Below are 15,643 nucleotides of genomic sequence, written 5' to 3'. Positions count from 1 at the left end.
AACACCCCTACACCCCCACACCCCCACACCCCCACACCATCACCTCCCTTCCCTCCTCTTCATGCAGTCCAATGGTGGCTTGACAAGTGCCCAAAATTTTCAGGGGAAAGACAGTATTTTATCAGGCCCAGCAGGAGGAATCGTCGGTGCGGTGAAAACTAGTGGAATGGGTGGATTTACTAAAATTATCGGCTTTGATATGGGCGGTACATCTACAGATGTCTCCCATTACAACGGCGAATACGAGCGCACATTGGAAACCGAAATCGCTGGCGTGCGGTTGAGATCGCCGATGATGGCAATCCACACTGTCGCCGCTGGAGGAGGGTCGATTTTACATTTTGATGTTGGGCGTTATCGAGTCGGCCCAGATTCGGCTGGAGCCAATCCTGGCCCCGCCTGCTATCGAAATAATGGCCCGTTGACAGTGACAGATGCGAATGTGATGGTGGGTAAACTTCAACCGGATTGTTTTCCAGCGGTGTTTGGGGCAACGGGGGATTTACCGTTAGATGGGGCAATCGTGCATGGAAAATTTGCCATACTAGCATCAGAAATTCAGGCGGTTACGGGGGATAATCGATCTTCGGTAGAAGTAGCGGCTGGTTTTCTGTCGATCGCGATCGATAAAATGGCGACAGCGATTAAGAAAATCTCCAGTCAGCGCGGTTATGATGTTGGCGAATATGCCTTGTGCTGTTTTGGCGGTGCGGGGGGACAACATGCTTGTCTATTGGCGGAGGCGTTGGGAATGAAACAAATTTTTCTCCATCCTTATGCTGGCGTGCTATCTGCGTATGGGATTGGGTTGGCGGATGTACGAGTGTTAAAGGAAGAAGCAATTCAATTACCATTGATTGCCAATAATATTTCGACTGTGAAAACGGTACTCGATCGATTAGCCCAAATCGGACAGTCAGAAATTACCGCTCAAGGTATCGCCATTGCCCAGCTACAAGTTCGGCAACAAGTGTACCTGCGGTATGCTGGCACCGATGCGCCATTATTGGTAGATTTTACAACTGATGTCGATGGGATGCGGTCGCAATTTGAGGCAATTTATCAACAACGTTATGGCTTTGCGACGCTCGACCGAGATATTATCATCGAATCGGTCATGGTAGAAGCGATTGACTCGATGTCTACTCCGTCCGAGCCAGTCTTAATTGCCCCACGAACTACGCCCCTGACACCCCGAAAAATTGTCTCGATTTATACTAAGAGCAAGTGGCATGAGGCGGCTGTATTCGATCGTCAACATCTCTGTGCTGGCGATCTAATTATCGGCCCTGCGATTATTATCGAGCCTATAGGTACCAATATTATCGAACCAGATTGGGTGGCATTATTAACACCGAAAAATCATTTGATTTTGACTCATGAGGTTTTACCCCACCCCAGCCCTGTTCTTGGAACGGGGAGAGGGCGAGAGCAAGAGTTTCCGCAAAAGGTCGAGGAATTTCCTATCGGCAAACAATCTACTACTAATACCCAGAATCTAAAGCCCCTCTGGCTCAGGGGGGTTGGGGGGGTAACTCCAGATCCAGTGCGGCTAGAAATCTTTAATAATCTGCTCAAATCGATCGCCGAAGAGATGGGGATTACCCTCCAAAATACCAGCTACTCAGTCAATATCAAAGAACGCTTAGATTTTAGTTGCGCGATCTTCGATCGATCGGGAGAGTTAGTAGCAAACGCGCCACATATTCCCGTCCATCTGGGTTCGATGAGTGAAAGCGTCACCAGCCTGATTCAAGCCTGCGGTGAAAACCTGCAACCTGGAGATGTCTATATCTCTAATAACCCCTATAACGGCGGTACTCATCTACCCGACATCACCGCAATTACTCCGATTTTTCTCCTCACCGAGACAACGCCAGTATTTTACGTTGCATCACGCGGACATCATGCTGATATTGGTGGTATCACTCCAGGCTCCATGCCTCCCCACAGCACCTCGATCGAGCAGGAGGGGATTTTAATCGATAATTTTCAACTCGTCGCTGGCGGGCGATTTCGCATGGCTGAGGTGTTATCTCTCCTTGCCGATTCCCCATATCCCGCCCGCAATCCCCAGCAAAATATCGCCGACCTGGAAGCGCAAATTGCGGCGAATGAACGGGGTGTCAATGCTCTACTAGAAATGGTGGGGCGATATGGTTTAGATACCGTCGCCGTCTATATGCATCACATTCGGGACAATGCCGAAGAATCCGTGCGAAGGGCGATTTCGGTACTCAAGCCAGGGACCTTTATCTATCCAATGGACGATGGTTGTCAAATTCAGGTGAAGATTGAGATCGATTCTCCAGTGGAGAGGCTGCGCCAACGAACCACTCGCGCTGCCACGATCGATTTTACAGGTACGTCTCCCCAACAACCCACTAATCTCAATGCACCCTTAGCCATCTGCAAAGCGGTAGTTTTATACGTGTTCCGCACCCTTATTGATGATGATATTCCCCTCAATGCAGGCTGTCTCAAACCCCTGAAAATCATCATTCCTGCCGGATCGATGCTCCATCCCCAATATCCAGCGGCGGTGGTAGCTGGCAATGTCGAGACCTCTCAAGCGATCGCCAATGCGCTCTATGGTGCTCTGGGTGTGATGGCGGCGGCACAAGGTACGATGAATAATTTTACCTTTGGGACCGATCGATATCAATACTACGAAACGATCTGCGGCGGCTCTGGGGCTGGATCGCATTTTGACGGTACCGATGCAGTGCAAACTCACATGACCAATTCCCGCTTGACAGATCCAGAAATCCTAGAACTGCGATTTCCAGTGCTATTGGAGACTTTCCAGATTCGATCGAATAGTGGCGGCATCGGTCGATATTCCGGCGGAAATGGCGTAATCCGTCGCATCCGCTGTCGAGAAGCAATGACTATGGGTATTTTGTCTGGTCATCGATCGATCGCACCATTTGGATTAGCCGGTGGGGAGCCAGGAGCTTTAGGGCTAAATTCGATCGAGCGGTGTGATGGCTCAATTGAAATATTAGGAAGTAAAGCGGAAGTGCAGATGAATCAAGGGGATATTTTCTCGATCGAAACTCCTGGTGGTGGCGGTTTTGGACTGCTTCGACGATCGGAGATATTGTAAAGTATTCAATTTTTCCCAATCTCACAGATTTTTATTTGCCGATACAGAAGCGGCTAAAAATTCGATCGAGTACCGATTCCGTTACCTCTTCGCCGGTGACTTCACCTAAGGCTCTAATTGCTTCGCGAAGGTCGATCGTCCAGAAATCGAAGGGAAGTTGACCTTTAATGGTAGTTAGGACCTGTTGCAAGGCAGTCTGGGCGCGAATCAAGGCAGCCGCCTGACGCTGATTGATGGCGATATCGATATTTGCCGCGTGCAATTTTCCTTCAGCAATAATGTCTAAAATAGCCGCTTCTAGTCGATCGATACCTAATTCAGTCGCTGCAGCGGTTTCGACTACAGCACTAATCCCTGATGGTAGATCCATCTGAGGTAGAGCATTGACTAAATCGACTTTATTAATCACCAAGATCGTTGTAATCGGCGCGATTTGGGCGTATATATCCGTCTCTGCATCCGTCCAACCAATCTGCGCGTCGATTGTCAATAAGACTAAATCCGCTGCTTGCGCCGCCGCGCGCGAACGCGCCACCCCAATTTGTTCTACAACATCGTTAGTATCTCGAATCCCCGCCGTATCTAATACCTGGACTGGAATTCCACCTACGACTAAGCGAGATTCGACTACATCCCGCGTTGTTCCAGGTAGTGGTGTTACAATTGCTCGATCGCTTCGACTCCAAGCATTGAGCAGACTAGATTTGCCCACATTCGGCTGTCCGAGAATCGCTACCTTCAAACCACTTCGCAGCAGTTCCCCCCGATCGGCTGTCGCCGTAATCCGCTCGATTTGGGCCGCTAATGCCCCTAATTTTGCCGTGACATCGGGCACATCCAACGGGGGTAAATCTTCCTCAAAATCAATTCTCGCCTCAATCTCCGCCAGTAAATCCAGAGCTTGAGATCGCAATCGATCGATCGGTTGACGTAATTTCCCCTGCAACCCAGCAATTGCTGTCTGAGCGGCGGCTGGAGACAAAGCACCCACCAGATCGCTGATACTCTCAGCTTGAGTCAGATCGATCCGTCCATTGAGAAATGCACGCAGGGTAAATTCCCCTGGTTCAGCTACTTTCGCTCCATATTCCACACACAATTGAAGAATCTGTTGGACTAAAATAATCCCGCCGTGGCTGTGGATTTCCACCACATCTTCCCGCGTATAGGAGCGCGGTGCGAACATAACTAACAGTAGTGCTTCATCGATCGTCTCACCTGTCTCTGGATGCCTTACATACCCATACAAAATCCGATGACTTTCCCATTTTTGGTTGCCAGGCGTGTGAAAAATTCGCCGTGCAATTGCCACAGCATCTCCCCCCGATAGTCGCACGATTCCGACACTTCCCTGTTGGGGGACAACAGCCGTCGCGATCGCTACAATGGTTCCAGTTTGCATATTGGGAGTTGAAAGTTGAAGTTACACAATTAATCCGTAGGGGTAGCCTTAGAGCTACGCTGTGTAATGATAATCTCAGAACAACGGTTTGAACGATCGATTATCAATCACTCACATCTTGCATCAATATATATTTAATATTAGTGATGTTAGAGTAGAAAACTGATGGTGAGTGTGTTCTTCCTGCCGCCCTAATAACACTAGGGATTTTGCATCTGGTGTAAGATGTAAGATTATCAATTAATTGTTAGATCGAGACGGGGATTAAATGATTCAATTTCACGTAATTTTTCGTAGAGTTCGCGTTCGGCAGGGAGTAAATTTTTAGGCACAACAATTTGAATTTCCAACAATTGATCGCCGCGCCTACCATCTTCACTCGGAAACCCTTTGCCCGCAAGTCGTAATTTTTGTCCTGAAATAATACTTTGAGGGAGACTAATTTTAACTAATCCATCTAGCGTCGGGACTTCAACAAATCCACCTAATACGGCTTCGGCTGGAGTAACAGGAAGTTGACAATAGACATTAACACCTTCGAGTCTAAAAAATTGATGGGGTGATACATTAATTTTTAGATAAAGATCGCCACCCGCAATTCCTTGTCCGCGCAACCGAATTTTTTGTCCAGGGATCATCCCTGGCGGCATATCTACTTCTAGAGATCGACCGTCTTCTTGAATGGTAATCCGTTCGCGTCCGCCTAAATAAGCTTTTTCTAGTGGTAAAGTGAGTTCGGCTTCAAGGTTTTTAGGACGTAGTAATGGTTGAGATTCAGGAGCACTATTGCGATCTGGCGATCCAGATTCGCGAGAATTTCGGCGTTCGTTAGGACGCGAATTGCGGGCAGATTGGGCATCCGATCGAGCTGCCCAGTCGGTGCTATTATTCCCATTATTAGACTCTTTTTTACGCCCTAATAGTCGATCGATAAATGTATTAAAATCATCGCTAAATTCGTCTTCGTCATTCGATCGATCTCTGGGCGGATTATTATTTGGCGTAGCTCTGGGGCGATTTTTACGCCAAAACCCAGCAAACTTATCATATTGAGATCGTTTGGATCGATCGGATAGGACTTCATATGCTTCGCTAATCGCCTTAAATTTGTCCTCAGCAGTTTTATCTCCAGGATTGAGATCTGGATGATATTTTCGCGCCAATCGCCGAAATGACTGTTTGATATCATCAGCAGAAGCATCCCGCTTCACACCCAATAGCTCGTAATAATTGCGAATATCTTGCATATTTTTAGGATTCGAGTACAGGGTGTCAGGTGGATGGATGAATACATCAATATAGATACTTTTGACTCATTCACTAGTCACTAACTACTAACTTTAACGATTGTCATAGGTTTCATTATGTCAGTCATGAAAATTTAACTTTCCACTGTCTTGAAAAGGTACTCTACTTGCCTGTACCACCGTATTGTCCGGCCTTTGTTCCTAGGGCGATGGAACAAACCCAAGCAGCGGCGCACTTCGGTCGGGTTCCCCGACCATGAAGGTGCGACAGCGGGGTTTTTATTCGGGGGTTCCCCCCGAATAAGAAAACGATAAGACAAGACAGGGGAAACCCCAAGACCACTGGGCGGGTCACCCGACCATCAGCACTTTTCGCTTTCCACTTTCTACTTTCCACTTTCCACTAAATTAATACCATTCATCGTCATCATCATCCCAATCATCGCGCATCGGTTTAGAGGTGGGAGTATTCGGGCGACGACTAGGAATATTATCACTAGGTTGCGCACGACGAACTTCAGAGCGTTCTGGTAATTCATCAGCATAACGGAAATCGCGATCTTCTGGGGCGATCGATCTCCCATTATTTTGACGATTAGTGGGAGGGATCTCTCTGCGCTCTGGCGATCTCTGCTCGCGTGAATCTACTCTGCGACGGGGAGAAGTCGTGTTTTGCTCGTCATCCCATCGATCCTGTCGGGGCTGTTGGGGCGCATCATCTAGATAATCATCATCGCGTTGGCGGGATCTATTCTCGATTGGCGGGTTGTTATTTGGCGATCGACGGGGATAATCATCACGGCGTAGGTTAGGATTGTAGTCATTGGTATCCTGACGATCGGGATATCGATCGTCGCGAGTATAGCGTTCGTTATCATTGCGATAGTTTTGCTGTCCTTGCGAATCCCGACTATTACGTGGGTTAGCCCGATTATCATTGCCTCGATCTCTGGGCGTATCTCCATAGGGATCTCTGCGTTGATTATAGTTTCTGGGTGAGATCACACCACGATCTCTAGGGTAGGATGAAGAATAGTCATTGTTGCGACCATCGTAGTAGAGATCTCGTTGATTTCCGTAGGGATTATAACCATCATTGTTATTATAGTTATCGCGATAATTGTAGTCGTCATCATCGCCGACGAAGATATCTTTCAGAGTACCTAAGATACCCTTATCTTCTTCCTCTGTCAGGGTTTTGACCTGACGACTAAAATCATACACCGCGTCATCAAGTTCATTTTTGATTTCATCAATTAGTCGCTCATCGCCACCAGCAAGAGCTTCGCGCAATTCTCGTACCAATCCTTCGATTTGTTTCCGCTGCGCATTAGCAAATTGCATCCCAAATTCCAGGGCGACTTCGCGCAGTTGGCGTTCGGCTTGATAAGAGAGGGCCTCGGCGCGATTGCGTTTATCAATCTTCTCGCGCTTCTGTTTATCACTTGCTGCAAATTGAGTCGCTTCTTCAATCATCCGCTGGACTTCCAACTCGCCCAGCGTCGATGCACCTTGGATTGTCACCGTTTGTTCGCGCCCAGTGGTGCGATCCATTGCGGTTACTTGTAGGATACCATTGGCATCGATATCTAGAGATACTTGTACCTGGGGAATTCCTTTTGGTGCGGGAGGAATTCCCGTGAGTTTAAATCTGCCCAGGGATTTATTATCATTAGCCATTTCTCGTTCGCCTTGAACGACATGGACTTCTACCATCGTTTGATTATTTTCAGATGTAGAAAATATGTCCGACTTGCGCACGGGAATCGTCGTATTGCGGGGAATCAGTTTTTTCATCACACCACCGATAGTTTCTAGTCCGATCGACAGTGGCGTGACATCGAGCAGTAAGATATCCTTAACTTCTCCAGCCAATATCCCCGCTTGAATTGCCGCACCAACAGCAACAACTTCGTCAGGATTGACATTTTGATTAGGGCGTTTGTTAATAAAACTCCGTACCAATTCCTGCACCGCCGGAATCCGTGTGGAGCCTCCGACTAAGACAATTTCATCGATATCATAAGCTGTCAACTGGGCATCATTCATCGCCCGTTTAATCGGTCCGCGCAGCCGACTAATTAGGTCTCCACACAGATCCTCAAATTGAGCGCGGGTAAGCCTGGTTTCGATGTGCTTAGGGCCATCTGCAGTCGCTGTAATGAAGGGTAAATTGATATCTGTGACCATCACCCCAGAAAGTTCGATCTTGGCCTTCTCAGCCGCTTCTGTCAGCCGTTGAAGCGATTGACGTTCCTTGCGGAGATCGATATTTTCTGCCGCGAGAAATTGTTCTGCCAGCCAATCGACAATCTTGCGATCGAAATCCATCCCACCCAATTGAATATCACCACTGGTAGACTTTACCTGAAAGACTCCATCGCCAACTTCCAGCACGGACACATCAAAAGTACCGCCACCTAAATCAAAAGCTAAAATTGTCTCACTTTGGCGTTTATCCAATCCATACGCCAGCGAAGCCGCCGTCGGCTCATTAATAATTCGCAGAACTTCCAATCCAGCAATTTTACCCGCATTTTTGGTCGCTTGGCGTTGAGCGTCGTTAAAATAAGCAGGTACGGTAATTACGGCACCTGTAACGGGTTCGCCTAAATATCTACTAGCTTCGTCCGCTAGTTTCTGCATAATCATTGCCGAAATTTCTTCGGGCGCGTACTCCCGATTTTGTTTGGGACATTTGATTTTCACATTCCCATCTTCATCCTTACGGATGGTATAGGGCACTTGCTTGGACTGGGGGCTGAGTTCGGCGTATTTGCGCCCCATGAAACGCTTAACCCCATAAAAAGTATTCTGGGGATTTAACTCAGTTTGTCGCCGCGCCATCTGCCCAACTAGGCGTTCGCCGTCTTTGCTAAAACCAACGACGGAGGGAGTGGTACGCATACCTTCGGCATTGGCGATTACTACTGGTTTTCCGCCTTCCATGACAGCTACCACTGAATTGGTGGTACCCAGGTCGATGCCTACTACTTTACCCATCCGTTGTTTCCCTTCGTATGACTAATCTGTCACAAATATTGCTCTTATTTTATCCGATCGATCCCCTCTTCAGGTGGGGATAGCCCTACTTAGGTGGGTGGAGTTCGGCAATGGTATCTTTAAAAAGAAGGGAAGGGTAAAGGGTAAAGGTTAAAGGTTAAAGGTTAAAATCCGAACATTGATTCACCATTCACTATCCACTATCCACCAACTATGAACTTAGACGAACAAGTAAAAAGATTAATTGATGGTGCGCCAGATGCGGAGAGCCGCAAGAGCGCGATTGAGATCGCTCCCATCTTACAAAAAGCGGCGGAAACTTTGCCCCAGACGACATATTATATCTGTCAAAGTCAGCAGGGCGAATCTGTCGTCACAACGCTCCGACATCATCGCCAACCCGATTTAGAAATTAAAGTTATTTACGCATTTACTAAAACTGAAGATATCCGTCAATTCGATGGAGGATCTCTAGCTAATGGATCGGCAGTGGAAGTACTTGTGATTCAGCTATTGTTTTATTTGTTAGCTTTTACAGAGATCGATCGAGTTATATTTCTAAATAACTCGCAAAACCTAGATATTGGCAAAGAAATTTCTCGACAAAGCTTAGAAGACTCGATTTTTCAGAAACAAAACATCGCCAACGAACAGAAGCTACCACCAGATATTTGTTGATCGATTTGGAGACGTAATATTGATGCAATTATTTGCAGATATATCGAGTTAGGTTTAAGTTTTTTTCTCATCCGTAATGCTGCGCTACCACCGACGATTGTCCCGATAATAGTGAAAGGTTCGGGTACACTAGTAGGTTGAATGAGGCTACTAAATTAAACATTGTCTGGACAGACAAAGTTATTGTCAGCAGATGCTGTACCATTAAAGAAAGCGATTGTGGTAGATAAATTTATCGTAGGTGAGTAGCCAAATCTAAGAGGATGTCTAATCTCAATTTTCATAATGAGAATTGCTGGTACAAACAAGAGATCCACTTTTAGGTAAATGGTGCAAATCTAGAGTCGATGTTAGAATCCTCGCAATACCAGCCAAGCTTGTACTAAGCTAGAAAAGTCTCGATCGATTAGTGTAAATGGACAATCCTCTAGATCTCCGACGGTATGCACCCGCTACCGAACGCAATCGCGAACCAATTCTCGCAATTTTGCGTCAAGTATTGCCACCGACAGGGACGATTCTGGAAATTTCCAGCGGTACTGGGGAACACGCGGTATTTATGGCTCCCCAACTCGCACCACGCTGTTGGCTACCTTCAGATCCCAATCCCGATGCTCGATCGAGTATCGTGGCATGGCAAAAGTCTACACCGTGCGATAATATATATCCCCCGATCGATCTCGATGCCAGTAGTTCTCAATGGTTGGTAGAATCAGAACAGCCAATTACCGCAGTTGTGAATATTAACATGATTCATATTGCCCCTCGATCGGCTTATTTAGGGCTATTTGCCGGAGCAAGTCGCATTCTCCCTGTTGGGGGCATTTTGTATCTATATGGCCCGTTCAAGCAAGCTGGAGTCCATACAGCCCCTAGCAATGCTGCATTCGATGAGAGTCTGCGGAGTCAGAATTCAGAATGGGGTGTGCGAGATCTGGAAGAAATCACCGCCGTTGCTCACAGTCATAATTTAGCTCTGCAACAAGTCTATCCGATGCCTGCAAATAATCTTTCGGTTGTGTTTGAAATGGTTGAATGATATTTGACTTAGGCGGAGATCTACCCACCCCGCCCTACGGGCACCCCTGTCTTGACGTTTTTATTCGGGGGAACCCCCGAATAAAAACGTCGCTCCGAGGAGGGGATTTTCCACCCCAGCCCTCCCCCTATAAAGCGGATGCGTGCACTGTTCGGGTTCCCTGACAGTGAAGCGCACCAAGCGGGGAGGGAGCCGGAAAGCCCCCTTTATAAGGGGGTTGGGGGTAAATCCCCTCCTCGGAGGGGCGAATCAGCCGCAAGGCTAATTCGGGGTGGGTAGATCTTCGCAACACCTCCAAAATCCCCCTCCCTCCTGTCAAATGTCTAACACCGATTTTCTCGCTCATCTCAATCCTTCCCAACGCCGCTCTGTCGAGCATTATTGTGGAGCCTTATTAGTCGTCGCGGGTGCGGGGAGTGGAAAGACTCGCGCCCTCACCTATCGCATCGCTAATCTGATCCGTACCCATCACGTCGATCCTGCCCATATTTTAGCAGTTACTTTTACTAATAAAGCTGCGAAGGAAATGCGATCGAGAATCGAGATCTTATTCGCCCAACAACAGGCAGAATTTAAGTATGGTAAAGCTTGGGGTGCATTAGATGAGTATCAACAAACTCAAATGCGATCGTATATTTATAAGACGATTATTAAGGATCTTTGGGTTGGTACTTTTCACGGTTTGTTTAGTAAGGTGTTGCGATTTGACATCGAGAAATACCAGGATGATAAGGGACGCACTTGGAATAAGAATTTCTCGATCTTTGATGATGCCGATTGTCAGGGATTAGTTAAGCAGATTGTCGTCAAGCAATTAGATTTGGATGACAAGAAATTCGATCCGCGCTCGGTTCGATATGCAATTAGTACGGCGAAGAATAAAGGGTTATCGCCGGATGAATATAGTCGAGAGCAGAATGATTATAAAGGGCGAGTAATTGCGGATGTCTATAAGCTTTATCAAGATGCACTGTGTGCAAATAACGCGCTCGATTTTGACGATCTATTATTAGTTCCCGTTCAGCTCTTTCGTCAAAATGCCCAAGTCTTAGATTATTGGCATCGCAAATTTAGACATATATTAGTCGATGAATATCAAGATACTAATCGCACTCAGTACGATCTGATTCAACTGCTAGTTACTAATGGTGTCGATAGCAAAACATTCGACGCATGGGAACATCGATCGATCTTTGTTGTTGGCGATGCAGATCAATCAATTTATTCCTTTAGAGCCGCAGATTTTACGATCTTGATGAATTTTCAGGATGATTTCGGTGATAGCAAAGCGGACGATGTGACCGAAACAATGGTCAAGCTGGAAGAGAACTATCGATCGCGTGAAAACATTTTAGCAGCAGCCAATCACCTAATTCAACATAATACCCAACGGATCGATAAAATCTTAGTTGCTACACGCGGCGAAGGAGAACCAATCTTTCTATATAAAGCTGATAACGAAATCGATGAAGCTGAATTTCTAGTCAGTCAGATTCGGAAACTATTACGCGAAAATCCCGAACTAAATCATGGTAAATTTGCTGTACTATATCGCACCAATGCTCAGTCTCGACCGATCGAGGATGCTTTTGTCAGAGCGCAAATACCATATACAATTGTTGGTGGATTAAAGTTCTACGATCGCCGCGAAGTCAAAGATATTGTTGCATATTTACGCGCAATTGCTAACCCTAACGACACAGTTAGTTTACTCCGCGTCATTAATACTCCCCGTCGTGGTGTCGGACAAACTACCATCGATAATCTCCAAAATGCCGCCCATCAATTAGGTGTACCATTATGGGAAATCCTTAGTGATGATACCTCAGTAAAAACAGTAGCAGGTCGATCGTCAAAAGGAGTTTTAGCATTTGCCGAAATTATTAATAAATGGCGAGGCGAAATGGAAACTCGCCCCGTTGTGGATATAGTCACCGGAATTATTGAAGATACTGGCTACGTCACTGAATTGCAAACTCAAGGCACTGATGAAGCTCTAGAAAGAGTTCAAAATATTCAAGAATTAGTCAACGCCACTCTCCAATTTCAAGAAGAAAATGAAACCCCTAATCTGGAAAATTACCTCGCTAGTGCAGCCCTCAGCTCCGATTTAGACAATCTTCAAGAAGGGAAAGAAGCCGTCTCATTAATGACATTACATGCCTCCAAAGGACTAGAATTTCCGATTGTCTTCCTCGTCGGATTAGAAGCTGGATTGTTCCCCAGTTATCGCTCCTTAAACGATCCTTTAGCTGTCGAAGAAGAACGTAGGTTGTGCTATGTCGGCATCACCCGCGCCGAAGAAATGTTATATCTATCCCATGCCCGCGAACGTCGATTGTATGGAAATAGAGAACCCGCCGTGCGATCTCAATTCATCGGCGAACTTCCACCCGAATTAATTAATAGTAATCTCCGTACCAAAGTCCAATCTAAAAACATACCGAAAACACCATCAAAAGAACCTAAAATCGTTGGTAATGCTACCAGTCAAACAACAGGATGGCGCGTGGGAGATCGAGTGATTCACCGCAGTTTTGGTGTAGGACAAATCACCCATGTATTTGGAACTGAGAATAAACAATCTGTCGCCATTAAATTCCCCAATCTCGGTCAAAAAATTATCGATCCCAAAATTGTCGGATTACAAAAAATCTAGTAACAACGCAAGATCCCCGACTTCTTAGAGAAGTCGGGGATCTGTCCCTAGTAATCTTCCAAACTAATTTTCGCTCAAGGTATTGACAAACCATCAAAATCCTGTGATACTTATAGGTGTGGTCAAAAAACCACTAATTCGCGGGTGTAGCTCAGTGGTAGAGCGCAACCTTGCCAAGGTTGATGTCGCGCGTTCGAATCGCGTCTCCCGCTTATTGAATCGATAGTCTTCAACCACAAAGACTAGTGAAAAAGTCTCCTAGCACGGGAGACTTTTTTGTTGCGCTCAGGTATAGTAACGGTAGCTAGTCCAATCTTAAATCTTGTCCGATCGATGGATGATAGCTATGGTTGTCCTTACCATCATCACGATCTCGTTAACAGTCGATCGACCTATGGAACATGCGAGTGCCAACCCCAGCCTAGCCAGTGTACTATGCCAGTCCGTTCGAGCTGGAAGACATCTTTCACTGACAAATTGTAAGCAACGAGAACAGGCGATCGAATCGATGGCAACAGCTTTGCGAGGTGCTTTTCATGATATTCTCGAAGCTAATACCCTCGATTTGGAGGCAAGTCGAGAATTAGGCATTTCCGATTTGCTGCTGGAATGGTTGAAACTCACTCCCGAACGTCTTCAACGGTATATAGATCTGTTACATCGTCTGGGCGAGCTGTCTTCAACTAATGGTAATACCGATCTCGGCCCACAGACAAGCGATCGACAGAGATATAGTCAAGTTAAACCTCTAGGTACAGTAGCATTTATTTACGAAGCACTCCCAGAATTAGGCGCGATCGCCGCAGGGATGAGCATCAAAACTGGTAATAGTATCATCCTCCGTGGTGGCACCGAAGCACAACATACCAACCGCGCGATCGAGATCGCCTTGCGAACGGGCTTAGAACAGGCTGAATTTCCTCAAAATGCCGTGCAACTCATCGACCCCGATCCTAGTCTGTTGTACGAGCTTTTAACCCACACTCAGCAGGTAAATTTGGCGATCTGTTATGGTAGACCGAGTTTGATTCATCAGGTAACGCAACAGGCGACAGTATCGATTTTGCCTGGGGCGATCGGGAATTGTTATTTATACTGGGGCGCGAATGGGGATATGGAACTAGTCCGCCATGCGATCTGCGATAGTCATGTGGGGGAACCAGATGCTGTCAATGCGATCGAGAAGGTATTGATTCATACCGATCGCGGATCGACATCCCTGACGATGCTGTGGAAAAGTTTAAAAGATAAAGGCTTTCAACTGCGTGGCGATCGCGAGCTAGTAGCTAACTATGGAGAATACTTACAATTAGCCCAGGATGGGGAATGGCATCATCCATATTTACGTAAAATTATCGCATTTAAATCGGTCAAAGGTGTAGACGAAGCGATCGCGACAATCGATCGATTTAGCAGCGGACATGCTGATTGTATCGTCACTGATTCCTACTTAGAAACTCAGCAATTTGTAGCTGGAATTAATAGTGCTTGCGTCTATATCAATGCGTCACCCCGCTTTTACCGTCACCAACGCGGGAGCGATCGAATTTGGTTGGGGATGTCCAATTATCATGGTTCCCAGCGGGGCGCGATCGGACTATCAGCATTAATGACAACGCAACAAGTAACAATGGGATAGTTAATAATTGATAATGCATGAAACCTAGTTGGTGGGCAATGCCCACCCTACAGGCTTATTACTTGTCGCTTAATTAACGACGAGGGCGTGGTGGTGGTACGCTGGAACGTTGGCGGGGCTGCTCGTCGGCAGCATCGAGATCGATGGGTTTATCGCCACCATCGGGGGATCTTCGAGTTGGTTTGATGCCAGAGGATCGATTCTCCGTAGGAGCTGCGCCACCAGTTGACATGTCTGAGTCTAGATGTCTGGAGCCGGAATTGTGCCCGTAGACATCTAGATAAATAGATTGACCGACCGCTGATGCTGATGCTTGGAGAACTGTCCGAATTGCTTGGATATTTCGTCCGCCGCGACCGAAAGCAGTGTCTCGATCGGGTGTAGCAACAGCAATGCGAATCCAGACACGATGACGATCGACTGTGTACTCACAATCGACACCGATCGCATCTACCGCGCTTACAAACGGTTGAAACAGAAATTTTACCAGTTGCTCGTAGTCAGGCAAATTGGGTGATTGGGTCGAAACTGTCACGTTACTTAGGTACCTTTGTGTGCGATCTCTTTTCGTTCGATAACGTTCGCTTTTTCTAGAATCCGGCGCACGGTATCAGTAGGCTGGGCACCTTGTCCGAGTCTTTTGAGGATCGCCTCAGTTTCGAGCCGAACTTCATCGGTTCTGGGGTTATAGAAGCCTAATTCTTCCAACGGACGACCATCGCGTCTGGAGGTACTTTGCATTGCTACCAAACGGTAACTAGCTTCGCGCTTCTTACCAAATCTTTTGAGGCGTATTTTAATCATTTTGAAGCAGTTTAACTGTTAATATAGGTGAGTTATCTAGTTGACCCACAGCCTTTCGAGTAT

Annotated in this window: 11 protein-coding genes and 1 tRNA gene; 6 read left to right on the top strand and 6 right to left on the bottom strand. The window is 46.6% G+C overall.

Annotated elements, in window-relative coordinates; all coding sequences use genetic code 11:
* On the top strand, positions 1-3,109 hold a 3,109-nt coding region (locus RMO55_RS15170; protein ID WP_310427780.1), incomplete at its 5' end, for a hydantoinase B/oxoprolinase family protein.
* A 31-nt stretch (positions 3,110-3,140) separates the two neighbouring features.
* Here the strand turns inward: RMO55_RS15170 and mnmE are convergent.
* From mnmE to dnaK, 3 genes are all read right to left on the bottom strand, one after another.
* Positions 3,141-4,511 (bottom strand): tRNA uridine-5-carboxymethylaminomethyl(34) synthesis GTPase MnmE, encoded by a 1,371-nt coding sequence (gene mnmE / locus RMO55_RS15165; protein ID WP_310427778.1) that lies wholly within the window; start codon positions 4,509-4,511, stop codon positions 3,141-3,143.
* A 236-nt stretch (positions 4,512-4,747) separates the two neighbouring features.
* Positions 4,748-5,758 (bottom strand): J domain-containing protein, encoded by a 1,011-nt coding sequence (locus tag RMO55_RS15160; RefSeq protein WP_310427777.1) that lies wholly within the window; start codon positions 5,756-5,758, stop codon positions 4,748-4,750.
* Positions 5,759-6,166: 408 nt separating this feature from the next.
* On the bottom strand, positions 6,167-8,761 hold the full coding sequence (gene dnaK / locus RMO55_RS15155; protein ID WP_310427775.1) for a molecular chaperone DnaK: 2,595 nt from the start codon (positions 8,759-8,761) through the stop codon (positions 6,167-6,169).
* 213 nt (positions 8,762-8,974) lie between these two features.
* On the opposite strand from dnaK, the gene RMO55_RS15150 reads away from it, so the two are divergent.
* Positions 8,975-9,439 carry a hypothetical protein gene (locus RMO55_RS15150; protein ID WP_310427773.1) on the top strand — a complete coding sequence of 155 codons (465 nt, stop codon included), beginning with the start codon at positions 8,975-8,977 and terminating at the stop codon, positions 9,437-9,439.
* Here RMO55_RS15150 and RMO55_RS22310 read toward each other — a convergent pair.
* A complete protein-coding gene (locus RMO55_RS22310) occupies positions 9,388-9,582 on the bottom strand; it encodes a PEP-CTERM sorting domain-containing protein (RefSeq protein WP_396134336.1) in 195 nt (64 codons plus the stop codon). The two genes, RMO55_RS15150 and RMO55_RS22310, sit on opposite strands and share 52 nt — an antisense overlap.
* A gap of 272 nt (positions 9,583-9,854) precedes the next feature.
* Here RMO55_RS22310 and RMO55_RS15145 point away from each other — a divergent pair, with 272 nt between their 5' ends.
* The 4 genes from RMO55_RS15145 (at position 9,855) to RMO55_RS15130 (ending at position 14,776) form a co-directional block, all read left to right on the top strand.
* Complete coding sequence (locus RMO55_RS15145) at positions 9,855-10,478, top strand: DUF938 domain-containing protein (RefSeq protein ID WP_310427771.1); 624 nt, start codon at positions 9,855-9,857, stop codon at positions 10,476-10,478.
* 319 nt (positions 10,479-10,797) lie between these two features.
* Positions 10,798-13,137 (top strand): DNA helicase PcrA, encoded by a 2,340-nt coding sequence (pcrA, locus tag RMO55_RS15140; RefSeq protein ID WP_310427770.1) that lies wholly within the window; start codon positions 10,798-10,800, stop codon positions 13,135-13,137.
* A 140-nt stretch (positions 13,138-13,277) separates the two neighbouring features.
* Positions 13,278-13,349: transfer RNA gene (locus RMO55_RS15135), tRNA-Gly, on the top strand.
* A 134-nt stretch (positions 13,350-13,483) separates the two neighbouring features.
* Entirely contained in the window at positions 13,484-14,776 is a 1,293-nt protein-coding gene (locus RMO55_RS15130; RefSeq protein ID WP_310427769.1) for a gamma-glutamyl-phosphate reductase, read from the top strand.
* 73 nt (positions 14,777-14,849) lie between these two features.
* Here the strand turns inward: RMO55_RS15130 and RMO55_RS15125 are convergent, their stop codons facing one another.
* Positions 14,850-15,311 carry a KH domain-containing protein gene (locus RMO55_RS15125; protein ID WP_310427767.1) on the bottom strand — a complete coding sequence of 154 codons (462 nt, stop codon included), beginning with the start codon at positions 15,309-15,311 and terminating at the stop codon, positions 14,850-14,852.
* Positions 15,312-15,316: 5 nt separating this feature from the next.
* Positions 15,317-15,580, bottom strand: a complete 264-nt coding sequence (gene rpsP / locus RMO55_RS15120) for a 30S ribosomal protein S16 (protein ID WP_396134335.1) — start codon at positions 15,578-15,580, stop codon at positions 15,317-15,319.
* Positions 15,581-15,643 lie beyond the last annotated feature (63 nt).

The organism is Chamaesiphon sp. VAR_48_metabat_135_sub, assembly GCF_031418915.1.
Classification (GTDB): Bacteria; Cyanobacteriota; Cyanobacteriia; order Cyanobacteriales; family Chamaesiphonaceae; genus Chamaesiphon.
The sequence above is the reverse complement of the archived record's forward strand: the minus strand, read 5'-3'. Positions and strand labels throughout refer to the sequence as shown.